The organism is Microbacterium sp. T3-8 (assembly GCF_055398145.1).
In genome coordinates, this window is record NZ_AP027918.1 from 2,283,114 (window position 1) to 2,309,188 (window position 26,075).

Annotated in this window: 21 protein-coding genes; 9 read left to right on the plus strand and 12 right to left on the minus strand. The window is 69.0% G+C overall.

From position 1 onward, the window contains the following. Nucleotides 1–5 precede the first annotated feature (5 nt). Nucleotides 6–1,040, minus strand: a complete 1,035-nt coding sequence (gene hrcA / locus ACZ5Y9_RS10935; protein WP_247622222.1) for a heat-inducible transcriptional repressor HrcA — start codon at nucleotides 1,038–1,040, stop codon at nucleotides 6–8. Nucleotides 1,041–1,142: 102 nt separating this feature from the next. Here hrcA and ACZ5Y9_RS10940 point away from each other — a divergent pair, with 102 nt between their 5' ends. Next, a complete protein-coding gene (locus ACZ5Y9_RS10940; RefSeq protein WP_464471328.1) occupies nucleotides 1,143–2,564 on the plus strand; it encodes a carboxylesterase/lipase family protein in 1,422 nt (473 codons plus the stop codon). Between the two features lie 16 nt (nucleotides 2,565–2,580). On the opposite strand, the gene hemW is transcribed toward ACZ5Y9_RS10940, so the two are convergent. Genes hemW through lepA form a run of 4 tightly spaced genes read right to left on the minus strand, consistent with a single transcriptional unit; the run spans nucleotide 2,581 to nucleotide 6,815 of the window. Then, entirely contained in the window at nucleotides 2,581–3,798 is a 1,218-nt protein-coding gene (gene hemW, locus ACZ5Y9_RS10945; RefSeq protein WP_404596262.1) for a radical SAM family heme chaperone HemW, read from the minus strand. Continuing rightward, nucleotides 3,798–4,451: a DUF1990 family protein gene (locus tag ACZ5Y9_RS10950; protein WP_247622219.1), complete on the minus strand. Its 654-nt coding sequence runs from the start codon at nucleotides 4,449–4,451 to the stop codon at nucleotides 3,798–3,800. Before ACZ5Y9_RS10950 ends, hemW begins: the two co-directional genes overlap by 1 nt. Before the next feature lie 10 nt (nucleotides 4,452–4,461). Next, nucleotides 4,462–4,962, minus strand: a complete 501-nt coding sequence (locus tag ACZ5Y9_RS10955; protein ID WP_464471329.1) for a DUF1990 family protein — start codon at nucleotides 4,960–4,962, stop codon at nucleotides 4,462–4,464. Next, nucleotides 4,962–6,815 (minus strand): translation elongation factor 4, encoded by a 1,854-nt coding sequence (lepA, locus tag ACZ5Y9_RS10960; protein ID WP_247622217.1) that lies wholly within the window; start codon nucleotides 6,813–6,815, stop codon nucleotides 4,962–4,964. Before lepA ends, ACZ5Y9_RS10955 begins: the two co-directional genes overlap by 1 nt. A 225-nt stretch (nucleotides 6,816–7,040) precedes the next feature. Here lepA and ACZ5Y9_RS10965 point away from each other — a divergent pair, with 225 nt between their 5' ends. The 6 genes from ACZ5Y9_RS10965 to ACZ5Y9_RS10990 all read left to right on the plus strand — a co-directional run bounded on the left by ACZ5Y9_RS10965 (nucleotide 7,041) and on the right by ACZ5Y9_RS10990 (nucleotide 13,981). Next, the gene (locus tag ACZ5Y9_RS10965) at nucleotides 7,041–8,024 is read left to right on the plus strand and encodes an ABC transporter permease (RefSeq protein ID WP_247622216.1); all 984 of its coding nucleotides are present in this window, start codon (nucleotides 7,041–7,043) and stop codon (nucleotides 8,022–8,024) included. Nucleotides 8,025–8,027: 3 nt separating this feature from the next. After that, complete coding sequence (locus ACZ5Y9_RS10970) at nucleotides 8,028–8,960, plus strand: ABC transporter permease (RefSeq protein ID WP_247632038.1); 933 nt, start codon at nucleotides 8,028–8,030, stop codon at nucleotides 8,958–8,960. Continuing rightward, nucleotides 8,957–11,017, plus strand: coding sequence for an ABC transporter ATP-binding protein (locus ACZ5Y9_RS10975; RefSeq protein WP_404596261.1), 2,061 nt, complete (start codon nucleotides 8,957–8,959; stop codon nucleotides 11,015–11,017). Before ACZ5Y9_RS10970 ends, ACZ5Y9_RS10975 begins: the two co-directional genes overlap by 4 nt. A gap of 93 nt (nucleotides 11,018–11,110) precedes the next feature. Continuing rightward, nucleotides 11,111–12,817 (plus strand): ABC transporter family substrate-binding protein, encoded by a 1,707-nt coding sequence (locus tag ACZ5Y9_RS10980; RefSeq protein WP_464471330.1) that lies wholly within the window; start codon nucleotides 11,111–11,113, stop codon nucleotides 12,815–12,817. Nucleotides 12,818–12,973: 156 nt separating this feature from the next. After that, nucleotides 12,974–13,165: a hypothetical protein gene (locus ACZ5Y9_RS10985; protein WP_247956333.1), complete on the plus strand. Its 192-nt coding sequence runs from the start codon at nucleotides 12,974–12,976 to the stop codon at nucleotides 13,163–13,165. A gap of 90 nt (nucleotides 13,166–13,255) precedes the next feature. Beyond that, nucleotides 13,256–13,981 (plus strand): alpha/beta fold hydrolase, encoded by a 726-nt coding sequence (locus ACZ5Y9_RS10990; protein ID WP_464471331.1) that lies wholly within the window; start codon nucleotides 13,256–13,258, stop codon nucleotides 13,979–13,981. Here ACZ5Y9_RS10990 and ACZ5Y9_RS10995 read toward each other — a convergent pair. Then, a complete protein-coding gene (locus tag ACZ5Y9_RS10995; RefSeq protein WP_464471332.1) occupies nucleotides 13,976–15,196 on the minus strand; it encodes an MFS transporter in 1,221 nt (406 codons plus the stop codon). The genes ACZ5Y9_RS10990 and ACZ5Y9_RS10995 overlap by 6 nt on opposite strands. Beyond that, on the minus strand, nucleotides 15,193–16,566 hold the full coding sequence (locus ACZ5Y9_RS11000; RefSeq protein WP_464471333.1) for a glycoside hydrolase family 1 protein: 1,374 nt from the start codon (nucleotides 16,564–16,566) through the stop codon (nucleotides 15,193–15,195). The genes ACZ5Y9_RS10995 and ACZ5Y9_RS11000 overlap by 4 nt, the downstream gene beginning before the upstream one ends. Before the next feature lie 255 nt (nucleotides 16,567–16,821). Here ACZ5Y9_RS11000 and rpsT point away from each other — a divergent pair, with 255 nt between their 5' ends. After that, nucleotides 16,822–17,082, plus strand: coding sequence for a 30S ribosomal protein S20 (gene rpsT / locus ACZ5Y9_RS11005; RefSeq protein ID WP_247622209.1), 261 nt, complete (start codon nucleotides 16,822–16,824; stop codon nucleotides 17,080–17,082). Nucleotides 17,083–17,185: 103 nt separating this feature from the next. Here the strand turns inward: rpsT and holA are convergent, their stop codons facing one another. From holA to ACZ5Y9_RS11030, 5 genes are all read right to left on the minus strand, one after another. After that, nucleotides 17,186–18,226 (minus strand): DNA polymerase III subunit delta, encoded by a 1,041-nt coding sequence (gene holA / locus ACZ5Y9_RS11010; protein WP_247622208.1) that lies wholly within the window; start codon nucleotides 18,224–18,226, stop codon nucleotides 17,186–17,188. 9 nt (nucleotides 18,227–18,235) lie between these two features. Beyond that, nucleotides 18,236–20,569, minus strand: a complete 2,334-nt coding sequence (locus ACZ5Y9_RS11015) for a ComEC/Rec2 family competence protein (protein ID WP_464471334.1) — start codon at nucleotides 20,567–20,569, stop codon at nucleotides 18,236–18,238. Further along, on the minus strand, nucleotides 20,566–21,249 hold the full coding sequence (locus tag ACZ5Y9_RS11020; protein WP_464471335.1) for a helix-hairpin-helix domain-containing protein: 684 nt from the start codon (nucleotides 21,247–21,249) through the stop codon (nucleotides 20,566–20,568). The genes ACZ5Y9_RS11015 and ACZ5Y9_RS11020 overlap by 4 nt, the downstream gene beginning before the upstream one ends. A gap of 155 nt (nucleotides 21,250–21,404) precedes the next feature. Further along, nucleotides 21,405–23,981: a leucine--tRNA ligase gene (gene leuS / locus ACZ5Y9_RS11025; protein WP_464471336.1), complete on the minus strand. Its 2,577-nt coding sequence runs from the start codon at nucleotides 23,979–23,981 to the stop codon at nucleotides 21,405–21,407. A 34-nt stretch (nucleotides 23,982–24,015) separates the two neighbouring features. After that, nucleotides 24,016–25,359 (minus strand): anthranilate synthase component I family protein, encoded by a 1,344-nt coding sequence (locus ACZ5Y9_RS11030; protein ID WP_464471337.1) that lies wholly within the window; start codon nucleotides 25,357–25,359, stop codon nucleotides 24,016–24,018. 41 nt (nucleotides 25,360–25,400) lie between these two features. Here ACZ5Y9_RS11030 and ACZ5Y9_RS11035 point away from each other — a divergent pair, with 41 nt between their 5' ends. Then, nucleotides 25,401–26,072, plus strand: a complete 672-nt coding sequence (locus tag ACZ5Y9_RS11035) for a DedA family protein (RefSeq protein ID WP_464471338.1) — start codon at nucleotides 25,401–25,403, stop codon at nucleotides 26,070–26,072. Nucleotides 26,073–26,075: the final 3 nt, after the last annotated feature.

Below are 26,075 nucleotides of genomic sequence, written 5' to 3' on the forward strand. Positions count from 1 at the left end.
GCCGCTCAGCGGCTCGTCTCGTCTTCGTCGAGCATCCGCGTCAGGTAGCGGGCCACGGCCCGCGCCGCCGCGAGATTGCTCGGATAGTCCATGCGCGTCGGGCCCATCACGCCGACCCGCGCCGTGCCGCTGGGGGCGGCGTAGTTGCTCGCGACGATCGACGCCTCGCCCAGCCCGAACGGGGCGTTCTCGGTGCCGATGCTGGCCGCGAGGCCGTGCTCGTCGGTGACCATCTCGCTCATGAGCCGCAGGAGCGTCACCTGCTCCTCGATCGCCTCGAGCAGCGGATGGATGCTTCCGCGGAAGTCCTGCTCGCGACGCGCGAGCGTCGCGGCCCCCGCCATCACCAGGCGCTCCTGACGGAACGTACCCAGCTCGTCGACGATCACGGTGGCGAGAGCCCGCAGCGCGGCATCGCCGGGAGCGGCCTCGGGCGCCGCCAGCAGCGTCTGCAGACGGTCGGCCGCGTCACTGACCGCCTGCCCCGTGAGCAGGGCGGAGAGCCGCGCGCGGAGCATGATCGCATCACCGTCGTCGATCTCGATCGGCAACGGGGCCATCCGCTGCGAGACGCCGCCGGCGTCGGTGACGAGCACGACGAGCATGCGGGTCGGGGCGAGCGGCACGAGTTCGATGTGGGTGAGGTGCGCACGGGCGAACGACGGGTACTGCGCGAGCGCGACCTGACCCGTCAGCTGCGTCAGCACGCGCACGGTGCGCACCATCAGGTCGTCGAGATCGCTCGGCGCCGCCAGGAACGACTCGATCGCCGTTCGCTGAGCGGACGAGAGCGGGCGCAGCTGGGCGAGATGATTGACGAAGACGCGGTACCCCTTGTCGGTGGGCACGCGGCCCGACGAGGTGTGCGGCGCGGTGATGAGCTCCTCGTCCTCGAGGAGCGCCATGTCGTTGCGGATCGTGGCTGCGGAGACCCCGAAGGAGTGGCGGTCCACGATGGAACGGCTGCCGACGGGTTCGTGGGTCTCGACGTAGTCCTGCACGATCGCGCGGAGAACCTGGAGTCCTCGCTCTGTGACCATCGCCCTTCCCTTCCGTTGGCACTCGGACGTTCAGAGTGCCAATCCTACCCCGCCCGCGGCTCGTCTCGTCGGAGGTCGGGGCTCCGCCCTAGGATGACGACCATGACCGCCCCCACCGCCGAGCTGTCCACCGGAATCGTCGAGGGATCGAGCGAGGGCGGGGTATCGCGGTTCCTCGGCATCCCCTACGCCGCCCCTCCCTTCGGCGAGAACCGGTTCCGGGAACCGCGGCCGGCGACTCCGTGGACCGGCGTGCGTCCCGCCACGGCCTTCGGGCCCACGGCCCCGCAGTCGCCGTATCCCGGCGCGATCGGCGAGCTGCTCGGATCGGTCAGGATCGACGGTGACGACATCCTGACCGCCAACGTCTGGGCGCCGACGGATGCCGAGCGCGCCCCGGTGCTGCTGTGGATCCACGGCGGAGCGCTCGAGCGCGGCACCGCGGCGCTTCCGCTCTACGACGGGGCCGGCTTCGCCGCCGCAGGGATCGTCTTCGTGTCGATCAACTACCGCCTCGGTTCGGAGGGTTTCTCGGTGCTCGACGACGCCCCGCGCAATCTCGGCCTCCGGGACGCGGCCGCGGCTCTCGAGTGGGTGCATCGCGAGATCGGCGCGTTCGGCGGCGACCCCGCACGCATCACCCTCATGGGGGAATCGGCTGGAGGCGCGATCGTCGCGGGCCTTCTCGCGCGCGACGACTCCCGCACCCTCGTCGCGCGCGCGATCATCGAGTCCGGTCCGTTGGAGGCGCAACCGCCGCAGAAGGCGGGGCGGGTGACCGCGGTTCTCGCGAAGCGGCTCGGCATCCGCGCCGATCGTGCGTCGTTCGCGTCCGTCCCTCCCGAGAAGCTGCTCGAGGCGCGTCGCGCGCAGTCCGCGGGCTCGTCGCCGCTGGGCGGAGCGCCGGGGTTCCAATTCGCGATCGATCCGGACAGCCTTCCGCGCTCGCCTCACGAGGTCCTGCCGACCATCGACACCCCGCTGCTCATCGGCAGCAACACCGATGAGTACCGGCTCTGGTTCACACCCGAGACTCTCGCCGAGATCCGCCCGCTCAAGCTCTTCATCGCGCGTCTGGCCCTGGGAATCCCGCGCCGAGCCGCATCGGAGTACCGGAAGGCGTTCCCGAAGGCCTCCACCGGCGAGATCTTCGGACAGTTGGCGACCGACGTGATGCTGCGCGCGCCACTCTCGCGCGCGGCGCGCGCCCGCCCCGCGCTCACCTTCGTCTACGAGTTCGCATGGCCGAGCCCGGTGCGCGACCTGCGTGCCGCACACGCTCTCGAGCTCGGATTCGTCTTCGACCGTCTGGCGGATGCCGAGGCGCAGCGCCTCGCGGGCGCCGATGCACCCCAGGCTCTCGCCGACGAGATGCACGCCGCCTGGATCTCGTTCGTCACGACAGGTTCGCCCGGCTGGGCGGCGTACGGCGCCGACCGCACGACACGGGTGTTCGACACGACGAGCGGCACGCTCCCCCAGCGGCGCACCGCCGGAATGGATCTGCTCCCGACCCGGAGCTGACCGCTTCGCTCCCGCGTCAGTCGGTGAGCTCGCGCACGACGGCATCGGCCAGGAGCCGTCCGCGCAGCGTCAACTGCACCCGACCCTGCACCGCGGCGCGGGCGTCGACGAGGCCGTCGGCGATGAGACCCGCGACGTTCGCGCGATTGCCGGCCGGCAGGTCGGCCACCGCGATGCCCTCGACGAGGCGGCTCTGCAGCAGCACCCGTTCGAGCATCCGTGCGCCCTCGTCCGGACGCTCGGTGCCGGCCGCCGGAGAATCGGATGCCGACAGCCGCTGCGCGTACGCCGCCGGATGCTTGACGTTCCACCAGCGGAGTCCGGCGACGTGGCTGTGCGCCCCCGGCCCGAAGCCCCACCAGTCGCTCCCCCGCCAGTAGGCGAGATTGTGACGCGAGCGCTGCGCGTCGCTGCGGGCCCAGTTGCTCACCTCGTACCACTCGAAGCCCGCCGCGGCGAGGCGGCGATCGGCCAGCTCGTACATGTCGGCCTGCAGATCGTCGTCGGGCGTCGGCACCTCGCCACGCCGGATCTGGCGGGCGAGCTTCGTGCCGTCCTCGATGATGAGCGCGTACGCCGAGATGTGGTCGGAGTCGAGTTCGAGGGCCGCATCCAGCGACGCCTCCCAGTCGGCGAGGGACTCGCCCGGCGCGCCGTAGATCAGATCGACGCTGACCGCGAGCCCGGCTTCCTTCGCCGCGGCGACGGCCGTGCGCACGTTGTCGGGGTCGTGCGTGCGGTCGAGCGCGGCGAGCACGTGCGGCACCGCCGACTGCATGCCGATCGAGAGACGCGTCACGCCGGCATCCGCGAGCGTGCGGGCGACCTCCGGCGTGACGGTGTCGGGGTTGGCCTCGACCGTGACCTCCGCGCCCTCGGCGAGGCCGAAGGCCGAGACCGCGGCGCCGAGCATCAGCGCGAGATCGCCGGCGGGGAGCAGCGTGGGTGTTCCCCCGCCGAAGAAGACCGTGTCCATCGGGCGCAGCGCACCCGCCTCGTCGAGCACGTTTCGCGCGAGATCGATCTCGGCGAGCAGCGTGGAGGCGTAGTCCTCCTGACGGGCGCCGCGCAGTTCGCTCGAGGTGTAGGTGTTGAAGTCGCAGTATCCGCACCGCACGCGGCAGAACGGGATGTGGAGGTACGCCGAGAAGGGAACCGAGGGATCGATCGGCAGATCGGCCGGCAGGCGGCCGTCGGACGGTGCGGGATCGCCGAGAGGAAGGGGCCCCGCCATCAGAGGGGGGTCGCGTAGAGCGGGGAGATCGCCCGGAGATAGCGGGCGAAGAGCTCGCGACGGCGACGCTTCACGAGCGGCGGCACCGTGCGGTAGAGCAGGGAGTTGGGGGCGTCGAACGCGCGCACCGTGAACCAGACCTCGTCGTTGTCCTCGCGCCAGTCGACGTCGAAGGACTCCTCGCCGCTGACGACCGAGCCGCCGACCGTGCCGAGCACGAAACCGATGCGTCGAGCCTCCTCGGTGACCGAGATCACACGCAACTCGGCATCCGCGCGCATGCCCGACAGACGACCGCGCACGCGCAGCGTCATGCCCGGGCCCACGAACGGAGTCCCTTCGGCATCGTAACGGGGCTCGACGTCGCGCTTGCTGGGGGCGATCGGGTTGCCCTCGGCATCGAAGCTCACGCCCGCGTACGCCGGGCCGGGGGCGGGGCGCACGTCTTCGATCGCGAGGCCGGCCGCGCGCTGCGCCGTCCACGACAGCAGAGCTTCGCCGGCGGTCTGGAACCGCTCCGCTCCGGAGCCGATCCGCCAGGACTCCTCCGCCGGGAAGCTGCGCTCCGGCGGGTACTGCATCAGATCGGGCGCGTGGGTGGCACCCACGGCCGCATAGTCCACCGTGTCGTCTCGGAAGTTCCCGCGCCGCATGAGATCCAGCCTACTGGCGGTTGCCTGGACGAACACCCCACTCGCGCGCCTCGGCGGCGACGATTCGGGTGTACCGCGCGTGGGTGCGGCGCTGGATCAGCCTCAGCGCGGGCGACAGCAACCACCACACGAGGGTCGCGGGGCGCGAGATCGAACGGGCGGTGAACACGCCGTCGTCGAGCACGAACGATTCCTCTCCGTAGATCGGATGACCCGGGCGCGTCTCGTACCCGAAACCCCGCTCATCCGCCCACACCACCCGGATCGGTTCGGAGAATCGGATACCGAGCACACGCTTGGCCAGCACGCCCTCGGCGTTCGCGACCGGCGCGGACGCCGGGCCGTCGAAACCCGCCCGCCGCTTGAACTCCCAGGAGCGGATCAGCGTGCGCACGGCATCCTGAGCCTCCGGAGCGACCGCGATGCTGCGCTCGGACAGGTGCATCCCCGCCGGCACGTCGACGATCGGATGCCGCGTCATCCCGCGCGTGTACGGCGGGAGCGGGCTCACTACTTCTTGTCCTTGCCCTCGACGTCGCCCGACAGCGCGGCGATGAACGCCTCCTGGGGGACCTCGACGCGGCCGACCATCTTCATGCGCTTCTTGCCCTCCTTCTGCTTCTCGAGGAGCTTGCGCTTGCGGGTGATGTCACCGCCGTAGCACTTGGCGAGCACGTCCTTGCGGATGGCGCGGATCGTCTCGCGAGCGATGATGCGTGCACCGATCGCCGCCTGGATCGGCACCTCGAACTGCTGGCGAGGGATGAGCTTGCGCAGACGCTCGGCCATCATGGTGCCGTAGGCGTAGGCCTTGTCGCGGTGGACGATCGAGCTGAATGCGTCGACCTTCTCGCCCTGGAGCAGGATGTCGACCTTCACGAGGTCGGCCTCCTGCTGCCCCGCGGGCTCGTAGTCGAGCGAGGCATAGCCCTGCGTCTTGGACTTGAGCTGGTCGAAGAAGTCGAAGACGATCTCGCCGAGCGGCATCATGTAGCGCAGCTCGACGCGCTCCTCCGAGAAGTACTCCATGCCGAGCAGCGAGCCGCGACGCGACTGGCAGAGCTCCATGACCGTGCCGACGTAGTCCTTCGGGAGCAGGATCGCGGTCTTGACGATCGGTTCCGACACGGAGCCGATGCGGCCGTCGGGGTACTCACTCGGGTTCGTGACCGTCACGGTCTCGCCGGTGTCGGAGGTCAGCACCTCGTAGATCACGCTCGGCGCCGTGGTGATGAGGTCGAGTCCGAACTCGCGTGAGAGCCGCTCGGTGATGATCTCGAGGTGCAGCAGGCCGAGGAAGCCGCAGCGGAAACCGAAACCGAGAGCCACCGACGTCTCCGGCTCGTACTGCAGGGAGGCATCCGAGAGCTTGAGCTTGTCGAGGGCTTCGCGGAGTTCGGCGTAGTCGCTGCCGTCGATGGGATAGATGCCCGAGAAGACCATCGGCTTGGGGTCGGTGTATCCGGACAGCGCGTCGGTCGCGGGCTTGCGTGCCGACGTGACGGTGTCGCCGACCTTCGACAGTCGCACATCCTTCACGCCCGTGATGAGGTACCCCACCTCGCCGACGCCGAGGCCCTTGGTCGGGATCGGCTCGGGGCTCGACACGCCGACTTCGAGCGCCTCGTGGTTCGCACCGGTCGACATCATCTGGATGCGCTCGCGCGGCGACAGACTGCCGTCGACCATGCGGACGTAAGTGACCACGCCGCGGTAGGCGTCGTAGACCGAGTCGAAGATCATCGCGCGCGCCGGAGCATCCGCGTCACCCACCGGAGCGGGGATCTCCTTGACGAGTCGATCGAGCAGCGCCTCGACGCCCACGCCGGTCTTGCCGGAGACGCGGAGGACGTCTTCCGGCTTGCCGCCGATGAGCGAAGCGAGCTCCTTGGCGTACTTGTCGGGGTCGGCGGCCGGGAGGTCGATCTTGTTCAGCACCGGGATGATGTGCAGATCGTTCTCGAGCGCGAGGTAGAGGTTCGCGAGGGTCTGCGCCTCGATGCCCTGCGCCGCGTCGACGAGCAGGATCGCTCCCTCGCACGCGGCCAGCGAGCGTGAGACCTCGTACGTGAAGTCGACGTGGCCCGGGGTGTCGATCATGTTGAGCGCGAACGTCTCGCCCTCGATCTCCCAGGGCATGCGCACGGCCTGGCTCTTGATCGTGATGCCGCGCTCACGCTCGATGTCCATGCGGTCCAGGTACTGAGCGCGCATGTCTCGGTCGGAGACGACACCGGTGATCTGCAGCATGCGGTCGGCGAGGGTCGACTTGCCGTGATCGATGTGCGCGATGATGCAGAAATTTCGGATCTGCGTCGCGGGCGTCGCGGCAGGCTGAAGCGGAGTGAGAGCGCGTGGGGACATGTTGCGTCGATTCTACGGTGAGGGAGGCCTAATGCCCGATTCCGCCGATCCGGTGGTAACGTCGCCCAGGTCTCCGGCGTGGAACCGAGTTCCACGGAGGAAACGACCCCGTAACATCTTTTTGGTATACCGGAACGTGCGAAGAGGCGCGTCCGGAGTGAAGCACATTGATCGGATCCGCAACGGTGATCCCGTTCGGCTCTGGTGAAGAGAGAGATACCGACCTTGATCAAGTACCTGCTGCGTCGAGCACTGGGCTGGCTGCTCATGATCGTCGTGGCGACGAACCTCACGTACTTCCTCGCCTGGCTCTATCTGGACCCGCGCAGCAACTACGTCGGGCGCCGCCCCCCTCTCAACGAGGAGCAGATCGAAGCGCTGCTCCGCCCCCGCAACCTCGACGACACGGTCCCCCTCCTCGAGCGCTGGTGGACGTGGTTCAGCAACATCCTCTTCCACTGGAACTGGGGGCTCAGCCCCACGGGCGACTCGGTGAACGACCAGGTCGCGTACCGGGTCTGGGTCAGCGCCGAACTCGTCCTCGGGGCCACCATCCTGTTCACCGTGATCGGCATCGCGCTCGGCGTCTACACCGCCTCCCGCCAGTACAAGCTCGCCGACCGGATCGGCCAGGCGACCTCGATCATCACGATGAACATCCCGATCGTCGTCGCGTCGCTGGGAATCGTGCTGCTCGCGATCCAGGCGAACAGCGCGACCGGGACGCGGATCTTCTTCGTCACGGGCGCAGCGAGTCCGGGGGTGAGCGGGTTCTTCCCCGTGCTCATCGATGCGCTGCAACATCTGATACTCCCGACGATCGCGCTGATCCTCGTCAGCTACGCCGGCATCCACTTCCTGCAGCGCTCGCTGCTGCTCGACAACATCAACGCCGACTACGTGCGCACCGCGCGCGCCAAGGGGTTGACCAAGTCCCAGGCGATCCGCCGCCACGCGCTGCGCACCTCGCTGATCCCCGTGACGACCCAGGTGGCCTTCTCCATCCCGGCGGTCTTCACCGGCGCCGTCCTGACCGAATCGATCTTCGGCTGGAACGGCATGGGCAAGTACTTCACACAGACCATCGCGACGAACGACATCCACGGCGTCGTCGCCGTCGCGGCCTTCGGCGCAGTGATGACCGCGATCGGCGCCGTCCTCTCGGACATCGCCGTGGTCATCCTCGATCCACGAGTGCGGGTGAGCTGAACCATGAGCATCGCAGACCTCTCCGATCCCCTCCGCCACGGCGACGACCCGCCGGCGACCCCGGTGCGCACACCGCGCAAGCGGATGTCGAAGTTCGAACTCTACGGTCGCCGCTTCCTGCGCAACCGCGGTGCCGTCGCGGGCGCGGTGATCTTCGTCATCATCGTGCTGTTCGCCCTCATCGGCCCCCTCTTCCAGCAGTACGACCACATCGAACTGGACTTCCTCGCACTGACGAAGCCCCCGTCGGCCGAGCACTGGTTCGGTACGAACGGCGCGGGCAACGACCTCTACGCCCAGGTCGTCGTCGGCCTGCAGCGGTCGCTCATGATCGCCCTGGCCGTGTCGATCGGAACGACCGTGCTCTCCGCGCTCATCGGCGCGGCAGCCGCGTACTTCGGTGGCGTGTTCGAGCGCGGAGTGCTCGTCGTCATCCACTTCCTCATGGTCGTGCCGACGTTCCTCATCCTCGCGATGATCTCGAACAGCGCCGGCGGCGATTGGCGGATCATCGCGGTCATCATGATCGCGATCAACTGGTTCTTCCCCGCCCGCGTGATCTGGACGCTCTCCCTCTCCCTGCGCGAACGCGAATACATCTCCGCCGCGAAGTACATGGGCGTGCCCGGATTCCGGATCGTGCTGCGCCACATGCTCCCCAACATCGGATCGCTGCTGGTCATCAACTTCACGCTCGGCGTGGTCGGCGCGGTGCAGACCGAGACCAGCCTGTCGTTCCTCGGCTTCGGTGTGAAGGCGCCGGACGTGTCTCTCGGCTCGCTCATCGGCTCCGGCTCGGCGACCATCACGAGCGCACCCTGGCTGTTCTACTTCCCCGCGGCCGCGCTCACCCTCCTCACCATCTCGATGGCTCTGATCGCCGACGGTCTGCGCGATGCCCTCGACCCGACCTCTGCCGCGGGAGGCCGCGCATGACCGCTCCCATCCTCTCCGTCCGCGACCTGCGCGTCAGTTTTCCCTCGGAGGCCGGTCGCGTCGACGCGGTGCGCGGCATCTCGTTCGACCTCGAAGCCGGCCGCACGCTGAGCATCGTGGGCGAGTCCGGCTCGGGCAAGTCCGTCACCTCGCTGGCGATCATGGGCCTGCTGACCGAGAACGCGAAGGTCGAAGGATCGATCGTCTTCGACGGCCAGGAACTGATCGGCAAGACGGATGCCCAGCTGTCGATGATCCGTGGGAACGGCCTGTCGATGGTCTTCCAGGATCCGCTCACGTCTCTGACGCCCGTCTTCACGATCGGCGATCAGCTGGTCGAAGCGCTCACCGTGCACAAGAGCATGGGCAAGAAAGAGGCCCAGGCCCGCGCGATCGAGCTCCTCCGTCTCGTCGGCATCCCGAATCCGGAGCGGCGCCTGAAGGCGTTCCCGCACGAGTTCTCGGGCGGTATGCGCCAGCGCGTGGTCATCGCCATAGCCATGGCGAACAACCCCAAACTGATCATCGCCGACGAGCCCACGACCGCCCTCGACGTCACGATCCAGGCGCAGATCCTCGACCTGCTCGGCACGGCGCAGCGCGAGACCGGCGCCGCGGTGATCCTCATCACCCACGATATGGGGGTCGTCGCCAAGACGGCCGACGACGTCCTCGTCATGTACGCGGGACGCGCCGTCGAGCAGGCGCCGGTGCGCGAGCTCTTCCACCACACGCGGATGCCGTACTCGATCGGCCTCCTCGGCGCGATGCCCCGGGTCGACGCCGCCGAGAAGGTACCGCTCATCCCGATCCACGGCAATCCCCCACTGCTGATCGACCTTCCGGACGCCTGCCCGTTCGCGGCCCGATGCCCGATCGCGATCGACGCGTGCCGCGCGTCGGAGCCCGAACTGCTCCCGGTGCCGACCAGCACTTCCAGCGAGCATCGCGCCGCGTGCATCCGATCGCACGAGATCGACGACGGCGGCATGCTCGGTGGGCTGCCCGTCTACCCCGTGCCGCCGATCCCGGAGAGCGCGCTGACCCGCACCCCGCGGGAGGAACGCCCGATCGCACTCGAGGTCACCAATCTCACCAAGACGTTCCCGCTACTCAAGGGCGCCTTCGTCAAGCGCCGCGTGGGTTCGGTCCACGCGGTCAAGGGCGTCACCTTCGACGTGCGCAAGGGTGAGACGATGGCGATCGTCGGGGAGTCCGGCAGCGGTAAGTCCACGACCCTCCTGCAGATCATGGACTTCGTGCCGCAGGAGAACGGCGACATCCGCATCGGCGGCAAGAGCGTCTCCGACGTCAAGCGCGGCGCCGAGGAGCGCCACCTGCGGCGCGACATCCAGATCGTGTTCCAAGACCCGATGGGCGCCCTCGACCCGCGCATGACCGTCGCCGACATCATCGCCGAACCGCTGCACGCCATCGGCGTCAAGGGAGACGAGGCCGACAACCGCGTCGACGAGCTCATGGATCTCGTCGGTCTCGATCCGGCGCACTCGGATCGGTTCCCCGGAGCCTTCTCGGGTGGACAGCGACAGCGCATCGGAATCGCCCGCGCCCTCGCCACCAACCCCAAGATCATCGTGCTCGACGAGCCCGTCTCGGCGCTCGACGTGTCGATCCAGGCCGGCGTGATCAACCTTCTCGACGAGCTCAAGGTGAAGCTCGGGATCTCCTACCTCTTCGTGGCGCACGACCTCGCCGTCGTCCGCCACATCGCCGATCGCGTCGCGGTGATGTACCTCGGCGCCTTCGTCGAGGAGGGCGACGTCGACAGCGTGTTCGACGATCCGCAGCATCCGTACACGCAGGCACTGCTGTCGGCGATCCCCGTTCCCGATCCCGACATCGAGCGCGCTCGCGAGCGGATCGTCCTCTCGGGCGATCTCCCCAGCCCGACCGAGGAGGTGCGCGGCTGCTCGTTCGTCAGCCGGTGCCCCCTCTACCCGACGCTCGCGCCGGAGCAGCAGGCGCGGTGCGAGGGCGAGGTGCCCGCATTGACGGGTGCGTCGTCCGCGCACATGAACGCGTGCCACTTCCGGTAACGGTTAACAACGATTAATCGACCTGGACGCACGACAGGCTTAACCTCTCCCCATCCCCACAGGCCGACACGGCACAAGAAGGAGCACCAAACCATGAAAAGGCATCAGAAGCTGCTGGGCGCTCTCGCCCTCAGCGGCGCCCTCGCACTCGTCATGAGCGGTTGCGCATCGGGCGACGACGGCGGTAGCACCGACAACGGCGGCGAAGCCGAAACCGTCACGGGCGCGGACTACAACCCGCAGCCCCGCGAGAATCTGCAGGAGGGCGGCGAGGTCACCTTCCCCATCGGTGAGATCACCCCGCAGATGAACGCCAACCACTCCGACGCCACGGTCGACACCGCGACGCTCTGGGAGTGGTACAACCCTCAGACGATCCTCATGACGCCGGAGGGCGAGGCATACGCCAACCCGAACTACCTGACCGACTGGACCACCGAGGTCGTGGACGACAAGACCGTCGTCACCTACACGATCAATCCCGACGCCGTCTGGAACGACGGGACGCCGATCGACTGGACCGCCTACGAGCAGACCTGGAAGGCGCTGCGGTCGACGGATGAGGGCTACGTCCCCAACTCCACCGACGGTTACTCGCTGATCGAGAGCGTCGAGCAGGGCACCGACGACCGCCAGGCCGTCGTGACGTTCACCCAGGTCTACCCCTGGACGAACGGCCTGTTCTGGCACCTCGTCAACCCGAACATCAACACCCCGGAGCTCTTCAACGAGGGCTACCTCAACGAGGCGAACCCCGACTGGGGTGCAGGCCCCTATGAGATGACCGAGTTCGACCCCAAGGGCGGCACGGTCATCTTCGAGCCGAACCCGAACTGGTGGGGCGACAAGCCGCTGCTCGACAAGGTCACCTTCCGTCAGCTCGACGACACCGCCGAGATCAACGCGTTCAAGGCCGGCGAGATCAACATGGCGTCGACCGGCACGTCCGACCGCCTCGCGCAGGTCGCCGACATGGATGACGTCGTCACCTACAAGGCCCAGCGCACCGCCACCAACCTCATGCAGCTGAACGCCGAGCGCCCGCAGCTCGCCGACATCAAGGTGCGCGAGGCGATCATGAAGGCGATCGACCGTGAGCAGCTCAAGGAGGTCGTCTGGAACGGCCTGGGCTACACCGAGGAGCCGGCCGGCTCGCTCATCCTCTTCCCGTTCCAGGACGGTTTCGTCGACTCGCTCAGCGAGGCCGGCTGGAAGTTCGACGACGACGAGGCGAACGGCCTTCTCGACGAGGCGGGCTGGGTCGCGGGTAGCGACGGCATCCGTGAGAAGGACGGCGTGCGACTCGCCGTCAACCTCCCGGTGTTCGGTGACGACCCGATCGTCGAGACGCGCGGAAAGGTCATCCAGGCGCAGCTCAAGGCGATCGGCGTCGAGGTCACGGTCGACGTGCGTCCGACGTCGGAGTTCTCGACGACGGTGACGACGAAGGACTGGGACATCATCCTCATGGGCTTCTCGTCGAGCGACCCCTACGGGTTCGCGTACTTCTGCCAGGTCTACTGCTCCGACAGCGGCCTGAACCTGTCGGCCACCGGCACCCCGGAGCTCGACGAGAAGATCGCGGGCGTCGCGGACCTCCCCACCGCGGAGGAGCAGATCGCCGAGGGCACCAAGGTCGAGACCGAGGTCATCAAGGAGACGTGGGGCATCCTGCCGCTGTACTCCGGCCCCGAGATCCGCACGGTGACCAAGGGACTCGCCAACCTCACCCCCGAGACCTACACGGGTCTCGACCTCTTCGGGCTCCTGCCCGTCGAGAACGTGGGCTGGGAGAAGTGATCTAGCACTCACCCATAGTGTGGGGGTCGGCGAGAGATCGCCGGCCCCCACACGCGTCTACCCAGGGAATCCGCACTGCGCAACCCCCCTGGACGAGGCTGCGCATTCGGATTAATTTCTCGCACACGCACAGACGGAGTCCAAAGGAGGGCGCTCATGCTGAAAGACAAGAAGACGACTGTCCGGAACTCGATCGTCGGGGTCGCGGCGGCTTTGATGCTCACCCTGGGGTCGGCGATCCCCGCAGGTGCTGTCGTCGACATCACGCATCCCGGTGACGGCGGAGGTGGGGGCGGTGCGGGTCCTTGGCCCATCAAGTGCATCAAATACTGCCCCGGACCGCGTTGACGCATCCCGCGACGAGCAGGCGGGGTCGGTGGTCTTCCACCGGTCCCGCTTTCTCGTGCGGTGCGCGGGCTGCGCACCTAGGCTGAGAGCGTGAGCGTCCAGATCGTCTTCGTGCACGGCATCCGCACGTCGGCCACCATGTGGCGTTCGCAACAGGCGTTCCTCGACGCGCGGGGGTACGCACACACCGCGGTCGACCTGCCGGGGCACGGCACGCGCATCGCCGAGGACTTCACGCTCCACGAGGCCCTGCACACGATCGATGCCGCCGTCCGCGATGCGGCGACGCGCGGACCGGTGCTGCTGGTCGGGCACTCCATGGGCGGAATCCTGTCTCTCGCCTACACCGGAGGCGGGGAGACGACACCGGTCGCGGGCCTCGTCGCGGCGTCGTGCACCGCGTTGCCCGTCGGTGCCGGGCTCGCCGCCTATCGCTGGCTCGAGCGCGCGATGGATTCACTACCCGACCGCGGACGCTGGCTCTCGGATCGTGTGCTCGACGCGACGATCCCCCCGGATACCCGCGAAGACTTCGGCGCAGGCGGCTACGCGCTCGACGCGCAGGACATCGCCCTGGGCAGCCTCGCGGCGCTCGACCTCGCCGCGGCGGTCGCCCGCATCCGACTGCCGCTCTGGTTCGTCAACGGCCAGTACGACCAGCTGCGTCGCCACGAGACGCTCTTCTGCTCGCTGGCCCCCCAGGCCGAACTCATCGTGGTACCGCGCACCACGCATCTCGTCACGGCGATGCGACCTCGCGTCTTCAACGCCGTGCTGCAGCTCGCGATCGCGACCCTCGAGAAAAAGAGCTCATGACCTCTGCGGCTGCCTCGCGAGGCCGGTGAGCACTCCGCCTGCGAGTGACAGCACCGCGGCGGCGGCGAAGACGAGCCAGAATCCTCCCACCAGCGCCACGAGTCCCGCCCCGAGCACCGGACCGATCAGCTGGCCGAGAGCGGCCGTGACGTTCACGATGCCGAGATCGCGGGCGTGGTCCTTCTCATCGGGCAGCAGATCGGCCGCGAACGCGAGGCCGACGGTCGAGAACGCGCCGTAGCCGAGCCCCATGAGGGCGGCGGCGACCATCGTCATCTCGAAGGTCGGCACGAGCGCGATCACCACGCCGGATGCCGCCTGCACGACCGTGGCGATCACGGCGAGCCGGCGCCGGTCGCCCGTGCGGTCCGACAGGATGCCGGTGAGAACGGATGCCGCGACCACGAACAGCGTGTAGACGACGATGAGCAGCAGCAGGTTGTCCTGCGCCGTCGACGACGGCTGACCGAGTCCGTGCAGCAGGAAGAAGAGGAAGAGCGCGGTCCCCAACGCGTTGCCGATATTGGTCACGAGGCGCCCGGCGAGCATCCACGCGAAGTCGCGATCGCGCAGCGAGGCGAGGGGCCGACGGTCGCGGGTCGTCGGCCGCACGGCCTCCGACGCGGAGGGATCGGGGAGCACCAGGGCCACCGCACTGCCGACCGCCGCGATCACGGCGGCGAGGAGCAGATACCCCGAGACGATGTCGAGCCCGAGGAGAACGACGAGACCGACGCCCAGCACGATCCCGACGGCCTGGCTCGACCCGACGGCCGCGGATGCCGCGCCCCGCTGGGTCGTGGGCAGTTGGTCCGCGATCATCGCGGTGAAGGCCGCCGACGACACCGCGACACCGATCGATACACCGACCCACGCCCCACCGACCGCCCAGGGCCCCTCGGAGAAACCGGTGAGCACCAGGAAGGCCGCGGTCGTCCACACGCCCGCCAGCGCCCACGGACGCCGTCGAGGGCGCCCCGGTCGGGCACGATCCGACAGCGCCCCGGCGAGCGGTCCGGCGACGATGCCCGCGAGTCCGCCGATGCCGAGGACGAGCCCCGAGGAGACCACTCCCCGGATCCAATCGTCTTCGGGGGTGTCGAGCTGCAGCGGCAGGAGGAGCTGCACGGGCGTGAGCTGCACGGTCCAGATGGCGAGCCAGGCGAGAGTGAACAGCGACATCCATCGCGCGCCGACCCGCGTCGCCGCGGTCATTGCACGCTCCGCTCGATCGCCACCGCGGTGCGCGTGCGGGCGATGGCGTCGCGGTACCAGTCGTACGAAGCCTTGGGTGTGCGCTCCCCCGTGGTGAAATCGACGTGCACGAGGCCGAAGCGCTGGGTGAATCCGTCGGCCCACTCCCAGTTGTCCAGGAGCGACCAGACCGTGTACTCCTCGACGGGAACGCCCGCGGCCATCGCCTCGCCGACCGCCGCGATGTGCGCGGCGAGGTAGTCGATGCGTTCGGCGTCGTCGATGCGGACCGCGCCGTCGGGCTCGGGGAACGAGGCGCCGTTCTCGCCGATGATCACCGGCGGCATGTGCGGATGCCGGCGATGGAGGTCGATGAGCAGATCGCGGAGCGCCTCGGGCACGATCGGCCACTCCGGGCCGAAACCGGTGACGGGCGCCCCGGGCGTCGGCACGATCTCGAACGGCAGTGGTCCCGCCGGATCGGCGACGGTCACCGTCGTCGGGTTGTAGAAGTTGATGCCGTAGAAGTCGATCGACGCCGCGATGCGCGCGAGTTCACCGTCGAGCACGGGCATCGGCGGCAGGCCGAACGCCTCGAGGTCGGGGTACTCCCCCGCGAGCAGGGGTTCGCTGAACAGCCCGTTGTGGAGCGTGTCGTACATGGTCGCCGCCACGAGGTCTTCCCGCGATGCGGTGAGCGGCAGCACGCGGGTGTGATTGTTGACGAGTCCGACGGCCGTCGCGCCGCGCGACCGCAGTGCCTCGGCGGCGAACGCGTGCGCCAGGAGCTGATGGTGGACGGTCGGCAGGGCGTGGAAGAGCAGCGGTCGTGCGGGGGCGAGCGCCCCGGTGCCGTACCCCTGCAGCGTGGTCATCGCCGGTTCGTTGAGCGTGTACCAGTGGGTCACCCGATCGCCGAGCCGATCCGCCACGATCGCGGCATAGTCCGCGAAGCGCTCGGCCGTATCGCGGACGAGCCAGCCGCCGTCGGACTCCACCGCGCTCGGCATCTCCCAGTGGTACAGCGTCGGGAACGGGGTCGCGCCGACCTCGAGCAGGGCATCGACGAAGCGGGAGTAGTGATCGAGCGCGGCGGTGCTGGCCGGGCCGCGCCCGTCCGGCTGCACCCGCGCCCACGGAATCGAGAAGCGATAGCGGTCGATGCCGAGGTCCGCCACCAGGGCGACATCCGCCTCCGGATGCCGATAGCTGTCGCACGCGCGTTGCGGCGTCGAGGCGTCTCGCACCGCACCCGGCACATCGACGAAATCGTCCCAGATCGAGCGTCCTCCCCCGTCGTCGGAGGGAGAGCCTTCGATCTGGATGGCGGACGTCGCCGCGGACCAGCGGAGACCTGAGGGCAGAACGGTATCGCGGGAAGCAGAACTCATGTCGCTCCTTGGCGTCTGTGTCGGGTGATCCTGATTCTGCACCCGGTACCGCGTTTCGCGCGACCGAGTTCCGCGATCGGCTCGTCGTGTCGGACTCCGGACGCCACCCGAGAGGCGTCGTTTCGCGTGATCCGCCCGACTGCTGGTAGAGTTGCTTCTTGGCTTGCGTGTGGGTTCTTCCCTCACGACCGTCGTGCAGCAGCCCTCTTCTGCTGCCGGCACTCCGAATCACTCCTGTACAGAAAGCGTCCACACGTGGCAAACATCAAGTCGCAGATCAAGCGCAACAAGACCAACGAGAAGGCTCACGAGCGCAACAAGGCCGTGAAGAGCGAGCTCAAGACCCTCGTTCGTCAGACCAAGGCAGCCGTCGCCGCAGGCGACAAGGCAGCCGCCGAGGCCACCCTCAAGAAGGCCGCCGTCAAGCTCGACAAGGCCGTCAGCAAGGGTGTCCTGCACAAGAACCAGGCGTCGAACCGCAAGTCGGCCATCGCCAAGTCGGTCGCCGCTCTCTGAGCCAGCACCGCTGAGAAAGGCCCGTCCCGTTCGCGGGGCGGGCCTTCTTCGTGTCGGTGACCGTGCAGGCTTCTCCCCTGACGCGACGGAGCGGAGTGGCGGACTACTCCTCGCCGAACGGGCGACGGGTGGCGATGACCGTCACCATCCGCTCGAGCGCGAAGATCGGGTCGCGCGATGCGCCCTTCACCTCGGCATCAGCCCGTGCCGTCGCCTGGATCGCGAGCCCGAGCGAGCGCTCGTTCCACCCGGCGAGATCGCGTCGTGCACGATCGACCTGCCAGTCCTTCATGCCGAGGCGCTGGGCGAGCTGACGGCTCGGCTCCCGGTTTCCCGCGACACGCGCCATGGTGCGCAGCTTCATCGCGAAGGCCGCCACCATCGGCACCGGATCGGCGCCCGACGACAGCGCGTGCCTCAGCGAGATGAGCGCCTCGCCGTAGCGACCGGCGATCGCCGTGTCGGCGACGACGAAGGCGGAGACCTCGACGCGGCCGCCGTAGTACTTGGTGACGATGTCGTCGGTCACATCGCCCTCGACATCGCCGATGAGCTGCTGGCAAGCGGCGGCGAGCTCGGTGAGGTCGTCGGCGAAGGCCGAGACGAGCGCTCGCAGCGCCGAGGGCTGGATGCGCTTCTTCGCGGCCTTGAACTCACCGGCGGCGAAATCGACGCGGTCACCGTCGCGCTTGATGGCGGGGCAGGCGATCTCGATGCCCTCCCCCGTTCCGGCGCGCAGAGCGTCGAGAAGCTTCTTACCGCGCACGCTGGCTCCGGTGTGCCGGAGGATCACGGTGGCACCGTCCTGCGGCTGGTCGAGGTACGACACGGCCTCCTGCAGGAAGGCATCGGAGCAGCGCTCGACGCCCGAGACCCTCACGAGCCGCGGCTCGCCGAAGAGCGACGGCGACGTCATGGCGAGCAGGGTGCCGGGTGCGTAGTCGTCGGCCCGGATGTCGCTGACCTCGAGGGCCGGGTCCTCCGCGCGCAGATAGTCGCGGATGCCGGCGATCGCACGCTCGGCGCAGATCTCCTCGGGCCCGGACACCAGCACGAGCGGGGCGGGACGCGGTTCTCGCCAGGAGACCTGGGGGATCTTCGACGGCTTGGCGGCGGTGCGGGAAGAGGATCGCGGAGCTGCCATGGATCCAGCCTACTCGCGGGCACCGACGTCGGATTCCGTCCAGACCGCGATCCGGTCGTCGTCGATCCCCAGCAGGATGCGTCCCTGTCGATCGGTGCGCAGAATGTGCGCCCCGACCGCCGTCAGCAGGTCGAGCGTCTCCGCGCGCGGATGGCCGTAGTCGTTGTCGATGCCCGCGCTGAAGACTGCGATCGCCGGACGGATCGTCTCGTAGATCGCGGGATCCTGATCGGCACTGCCGTGATGGGCGACCTTGACCACGTCGTAGGGTCCCGCCAGACGGGCGTTGCGCGCGAGCATCCGCTGCGCTTCGGCCGACAGGTCGCCGAGGTAGAGCGAGCGCGGCACGCCACCACCGCAGACCTCCATCACGACACTCGCGTCGTTGCCGGAGGGGAACACCGCCGACTCGCGGAGCGGCCAGAGCACCCGCCAGGTCGATGCACCGAGCGTGCCGCGCATCCCCGCCGTCGCCTCGGTGACAGTCGCACCACCGGCCCCCAGCCCGTCGAGGATCAACTGTTCCTCCGCCTCGACGACGGGTCCGTGGAGCACCGCGTCGACCCGTCCGCGCACGGCGTCCGCTCCCCCGACATGATCGAGATCGAAGTGCGTCAACACGAGGAGGTCGATGCGGTCGATGCCGAGCGACCGCAGGCAGTCGCCGAGCGGGCCCGGCTCAGGACCGGTGTCGATCAGTGCGACTTCTCCTTCCGATCGCACGAGCAGCGCATCCCCCTGCCCCACGTCGCACGCCGCGATCGACCAGCCGGATGGCGCCGCCATCGCCGCGAGCGGCCCCTGCAGAGCGAAATGCGCACCGCCGAGCGAGAGCGCCACGATGAGCACCACCGCCGCGATGCGGTACGTCCAGGAGAACCACCGGCCTCGGCGGCCGCCGACCCCGCTCGTTCCTCGCCGCCCGCGCACGATGATCCCCAGGGCGGCGCTGAGCACCGCGACGAGCACGGCACTGCCGATGCCGGGAACCAGGGATGCCTGCGCGAGCGGCAATCGCGCGCTCACCGTCGCGGTCACCGAGATCCACGCGGCCGGCAACCAGGCGGATGCCGCGAGAAGATCGGCGAGCATCGGGATCGGGGCAGCGAGGCAGGCGAGAAGACCGATCACGGTCGCGATCGGCGCCGCGGGAGCGGCAAGCAGGTTGGCGGCGATCCCCACCAGGGACTGCTGCTCGGCGAACAGCGCGATGATCGGACCGCAGGCCAGTTGAGCGGCGAGGGGCACCGAGATCGCGAGAGCGAGCGGCTGCGGCATCCACCGAGCGAGCCCGCGCGCGAGCGGAGGCGCCAGCAGGATGAGCGCTCCCGATGCCGCGACCGACAGGGCGAACCCGGCCGTCGCGGCCAGCCACGGATCGGCGATGAGGATACCGGTCGCGCACAGCGCGAGCATCCCCGCGCCCGCGCTCGGACGGCCGAGGAGCACCGTGAGCATCGCGACCCCGGCCATCACCGCCGCGCGGATCACGCTGGGCTCGGGGGTCACCAGCACCACGAACCCCGCCAGTGCGAGGGCGGCGACGACGACCCGCAGACGGCGCCCGCCCCCGCACAGGGCCACGAGCCAGAACGCCGCCGCGACCACGATCGCGCAGTTGGCGCCGGAGACGGCCGTGAGGTGGCTGAGGCCGCTCGTGCGCATGTCGTCGTTCAGCGCGTCGGAGACCGCCCGGGTGTCACCGACAGCGAGACCGGGCAGCAACCCCGCACCCGGCTCGGGCAGGCGCGTCGCTCGCTCGATGAACGCGCTGCGCGCGCCAGCCGCAACCGCGAAGACCCCCGAAGCCGGGCGCACGATCTCCGCCTCGCTCGCGAAGACGACGACCGTGGCGCGCTCGCCCGCATCCGTCGCCTCCATCTGCCCCGTCACACGGATCGTCGCGCCGAGATCGAAGCCCTCGGCCGGCTCGATACCGATGCGCACCGGTGCCGAGACCACTGCTGTAGCTTTCGCCGATTCGATAGAGCGAGACTGCGCCTCGAACCAGAGGCGCCCGTCCTTCCCGACCGACGCCGACGACGACACGTCCGCGACGACCTCGACCGCGAACGCCTCCCGCTCGCGAACCGCCTCGCGCGCCGGCATCGCGAGGCCCGCGGTCGCCGCCACCGCGGCAGCCGCCGCGAGCACCACGATGACGAGACCACCGCGCTGCACGCCCCGCGCACGCGAGCGCCCGACGACCGCTCCGATGACGACAGCGGCCAGCACGCAGGCCGCAGCCACCGCGCCCGCGATCTGCGGGAGGAACACGCACAGCAGCCCCGCCGCCCAGGCTCCCCCGGCGATCGGCAGCAGTCGGAGGTCGCGTCGCCTCACACCCGCACGCCGTCGCGCAGACCCTCGAGCAGCTTCTCGCCGATGCCCGGCACTGCGAGGAGGTCGTCGACGGTCTGGAAACGCCCGTTCTCGTCGCGCCACGAGATGATGCGCTCGGCCAGCGCGGGGCCGATGCGCGGCAGGGTCTCGAGCGCCGCCTGATCCGCGGAGTTCAGGTCGATCCGGTCGTCACCCGGAGCCGTCGACCCCGAGCCCGGAGCCGTGCCGGAACCCGGTTCGGGAGCGGTCGCGCCGACGACGGGCACGACCACCTGCTCACCGTCGGTCACGATGCGGGCGAGGTTGATCGCGGCGAGGTCGGCCTCCTCGGTCGTGCCGCCGGCCGCAGCGAGGGCGTCGACGATCCGGGCATCGATCGCGAGCACGTACAGGCCCGGCTTCTCGACGGCGCCGAGGACGTGCACGTAGAGCTCCCCGCCCGGCGCGGTTGCTCCCGCGGCATCGGTCGCACCGGTCGATTCGTCTCCGATCGAGACCGTCTCGACGGGCGCGGCCTGCCCGCGGAGGATCCCGAGCCCGACCGCGACCGAGAGCACGACGAGGGCGAGCACGACCGCCGCTCCGATGCTCAGGCGCAGGCGCCGGGGCGCAGACGGAGGATCCACGAGCGCAGCATCCACAGGCAGGTCTTCGTCGGGAAGTGCTTCGGTCGGCGGCATCCGCCCACGCTAGGCCGCCCGATTCCGCCTTTCCGCGCCACTTTCCGCGCGCAGTGGATAACTCCGACCGATCGCGCGCCGTGCAGAACCACACCCGCCGGAACGCCAAGACCGCCGCCCGGCATCCGGACGGCGGTCTCGATCGAGCGAGCGGATCAGCCCTTGACGACGAAACTCACGATCTTGGGCGCGCGCACGATGACCTTGACGATCTCCTTGTCGCCGATCGCCCGGATCACGCGCTCATCGCCGCGGGCGAGAGCCTCGAGCTCCGCCTCGCCGATGCGCGCGGAGACCTCGAGCTGAGCGCGCACCTTGCCGTTGACCTGCGCGACGGCGGTGATGGTGTCTTCGACTAGCAGCGCCGGGTTCGCCGAACGCCACGTGACGAGACCCACGGAGGGCTCGTGACCGAGGATCTCCCACATCTCCTCCGCCGTGTGCGGGGCGATGAGGTCGAGCATCACGGCGACGGTCTCGGTGGCTTCGCGCACCGCCGGGTCGGCAGCACCGTTCGCACCGTTGTCGATCGTCTTGCGGATGGTGTTCACCAGCTCCATCAGGCGGGCGACGAGCACGTTGAACTTGGTCTGCTCGACGAGCGCCGGGGCCTCGGACAGGAGCTTGTGCGTCGTGCGGCGCAGCGCCGCATCACCACCGTCGAAGACGACGTCGACCGGGCTCGAGACCTCGCGCGCGATGCGCAGCGCCCGCGACAGGAACTTCTGGGCACCCGTCGTCGAGACGTCGGCCCAGTCCTTGTCGTCTTCCACGGGCCCCGCGAACGCCAGGCCCACGCGCAGTGCGTCGGCGCCGTGCGCGTCGAGCTCCTCCTGGAAGAGCACGAGGTTGCCCTTGCTCTTCGACATCTTCTGGCCGTCGAGCAGAACCATGCCCTGGTTGATCAGGTTCGAGAACGGCTCGGTGAAGTCGATCAGCCCCATGTCGAACAGCACCTTCGTGATGAAGCGTGCGTACAGCAGGTGCAGGATCGCGTGCTCGACCCCGCCGATGTAGGAGTCGACCGGAGCCCATCGTGCGGCCTGGGCCGGGTCGAAGGCGACCTGATCGCTGTTCGGCGACAGGAAGCGCAGGAAGTACCACGAGCTGTCGACGAAGGTGTCCATCGTGTCGGGGTCGCGCAGCACGGGCTCACCGGTGGCCGGGTCGACCGTGCGCACCCAGCCCTCGGCACCGCCCAGGGGCGAGGTGCCCTTCGGCTTGAGATCGAGGCCCTCGATGCTCGGCAGACGAACCGGCAGCTTGTCCTCCGCGACCGGGATGATGCTGCCGTCTTCGGCGTGCAGCATCGGGATCGGCGTTCCCCAGAACCGCTGACGCGAGATCAGCCAGTCGCGCAGACGGTAGTTCTTCGCGGCGCGACCGGTGCCCGATGCCTCGAGCTGCTCGATCGCGCGGGCGATCGCGTTGCGCTTCGACAGGCCGTTGAGCTCGCCCGAGTTGATCAGACGCCCCTCACCCGCGAGCGCGATGCCCGTCGACGCGGGGTTCTGGTCGTCGAGCGCGCCGGTGTCGATCGGCACGCCCTCGTCGTCGACCTCGATGACCGGCATCGCTCCCGTGATGGGCGCCGTCGTATCGACGACGACCTTGACCGGCAGGTCGAACGCGCGGGCGAAGTCGAGGTCGCGCTGGTCGTGCGCGGGAACCGCCATGACCGCACCGTGACCGTAGTCGGCCAGTACGTAGTCGGCAGCCCAGATCGGCAGCTTCTCGCCGTTGACCGGGTTGATCGCGTAGCGCTCGAGGAAGACGCCCGTCTTGGGGCGATCCGTCGCCTGGCGGGCGATGTCGGTCTCCTTCTGCACCCCTTCGAGGTACGTCTGGTAGCGCTCGCGCACCTCGGCCGGAGCATCCGCCGCCAGCTCGGCGGCCAGGTCGGAATCGGGCGCCACGACGAAGAACGTGGCGCCGTGCAGCGTGTCGGGGCGCGTCGAGAACACGGTGACCGGCTCGTCACGGCCCTCGATACGGAAGTCGACGTCGGCGCCGACCGAGCGGCCGATCCAGTTGCGCTGCATCTGCAGCACCTTGTGCGGCCAGAAGCCCTCGAGCTGGTTGAGGTCGTCGAGCAGACGGTCGGCGTAGTCGGTGATGCGGAAGTACCACTGCGTCAGCTTCTTCTTGACGACCTCGTAGCCGCAACGGTCGCAGCGACCGTCGACGACCTGCTCGTTCGCCAGCACCGTCTGGTCGTTGGGGCACCAGTTGACGGCGCTCTTCTTGCGGTAGGCGAGACCGCGCTCGTGCATCTTCAGGAACAGCCACTGGTTCCAGCGGTAGTACTCGGGGTCGGACGTGTGCAGCACGCGCGACCAGTCGAACGAGACGCCGTACGCCTGGAATCCGACCTTCTGCTGCGCGATGTTCTGATACGTCCACTCGCGCGGGTCGGCGCCCTGACGGATCGCCGCGTTCTCGGCGGGCAGCCCGAAGGAGTCCCACCCGATCGGGTTCAGGACGTTATGCCCGCGGTGACGCCAGAAGCGCGCCACGATGTCGGAGTACAGGTAGTTCTCAGCGTGTCCCATGTGCAGGTCGCCGGACGGGTACGGGAACATCGCGAGCACGTAACGCCGGGGGCGCGTGTCGTCATCACCGCCGGTGAGGAACGTCTCGTTCTCCGCCCAGTACTTCTGCCACTTGGCCTGGATGGCATGAGCCGACGACGTCTCGTCCTCGGCGGGAGCGGTGGACAGCTTCTCAGACAACGAACGCACGACCAATCTGAAAGGAAAATCGGGATCAGTTCAGGATATCGGAACCCCAGGCCCCGGGCAGGACAGCGCCCAGTGCCGCGAGCGGCGCACGCGCTTTGGTCGCGACCTCGGCGACCTCGGCCGCGGCATCCGATCCCCAGGTGATCCCGCCACCGGCGCCGACGGTCGCCCGCTCGCCATCGATCACGATGCTGCGGATGACCATCGCGAGGTCGACGGCGCCGTCGATTCCGACGTAGCCGAAGCAGCCGGCGTAGATCCCGCGCGGGCCGCCTTCGAGCGCGTGCAGGCGCGTCATGGCCGAGAGCTTCGGGGCCCCGGTCATGCTGCCCGCGGGGAATGCGGCGTCGAGGAGTGAACCGACGGTCGCACCGGGCGCCGCCGTGCCGCTGACCGTGCTCACGAGCTGGTGCACCGCGGGATAGCTCTCCACGACCCACAGCCCCTCCACGCGGATGGACCCTGCGACGCAGACGCGGGAGAGATCGTTGCGCATGAGGTCGACGATCATGACGTTCTCGGCGCGTTCCTTGGGGTTGACGGCGAGCTCGGCGGCGAGAGCGGCATCCTCGATCGGATCCGCGGATCGCGGCCGCGTGCCTTTGATGGGTCGCGTGCGGATGACGCCGTCCGCGGCGAGGAGGAACTGCTCGGGGCTCGCGCTCAGCAGCGCACGCCCCTGGATCCGAACGAAACCTCCGTGGTGCGCGGGCGTCGCGGCGCGCAGTCGCGCGTAGACCGCGACCGCATCGCCGACACCGGAAGCCGAGAAGCGCGTCGTGAGGCAGAGCTGATACGCGATCCCCTGCCGGATCAGGTCACGGCAGCGCTCGATGAGGCTCGCGTACTCCGCCGGTTCGTGCCGGGCCTCGGCCACGACACCGGCGACCGGCGCCTTCGGCAGGTCGGGAAGAGCGGATGCCGCGACCGCCGCCTCCTCGACGAAGGACTCCCACTGCGCGAAGTCTCCATCGGTCTGCACCCACACCCGCCGACGCGCATGGTCGAACGCGGCGAAACGCCGCACACGCATCCACGACGCCCGGTCATCCGCGTCGCCGCCGTCGGTCGGGGCACCGGCCGCGGCCGCCCCGGTCTCGTAGTCGTGCCAACCCACCCATCCGCCGCGGAACGGCGGTCGTTCATCGTCGGCCGCTCCCCCGTCGGCGGGAGCGCCGCGGACCTCCCCGAGCGCCACATCAGCGGGCAGCGCCGACGGTTCGCCGACACCGACGAAGCTCCACCCGTTCGCCGTATCGGGACCCGCGTCGAGCCAGAACACCTCCGGCGACGAGGCGTCGAGAACACGGAAGACGTCAACGGGCTCGACCCAGACGGAAAGGGGACGAGCAGGTGGACGATGGGGCACCTTGTCAGCCTAGAACCTGGCCGCTCCCGTATTCTCGTGCTGTGGATGACCTCTTGACCTGGCTGTTCGAATTCATCCGTTCGATCGACCCCGTCACCCGCACTCTCATCGCCGGCGTCGCCGTCATGCTCGAGACCAGCGTCCTCATCGGACTCATCGTGCCCGGCGACACCGTCGTGATCATGGCCTCGATCGGCGTCCGAGGTCCGGTCGAGGCGACCGCGATGGTGATCGCCGTCGTCATCGGCGCGCTGATCGGCGAGAGCATCGGTTTCGCCCTGGGTCGCTGGCTCGGCCCCCGCATCCGGACGTCGTGGCTCGGGCGCCGGATCGGCGAGAAGAACTGGGTGCGTGCCGAGCGCTATCTGCAACGCCGCGGCGGAATCGCGATCTTCCTCTCGCGATTCCTGCCCGTGCTGCACTCCCTCGTGCCCCTCACGGTCGGCATGAGCGCCTACTCGTACCGGCGTTTCCTGGCGTGGACGGCTCCCGCCTGCGTGATCTGGGCGGTCGCGTACGTCAGTGTCACCTCTCTCGCCGCGCTGACCTTCGACGAGATGGTCGATCGCGTGCACTACGCCGGATACATCTTCGTCGGCATCATCGTCGTCTTCCTCGTCGTGGTCTACCTCGGCAAGAAGCTCCTCGAGCGCTCGGAAGCCCGCCACCTCGAGGCCCACGACGCGGAACCCGAGGCGGACGTGAAAGACTGAGCC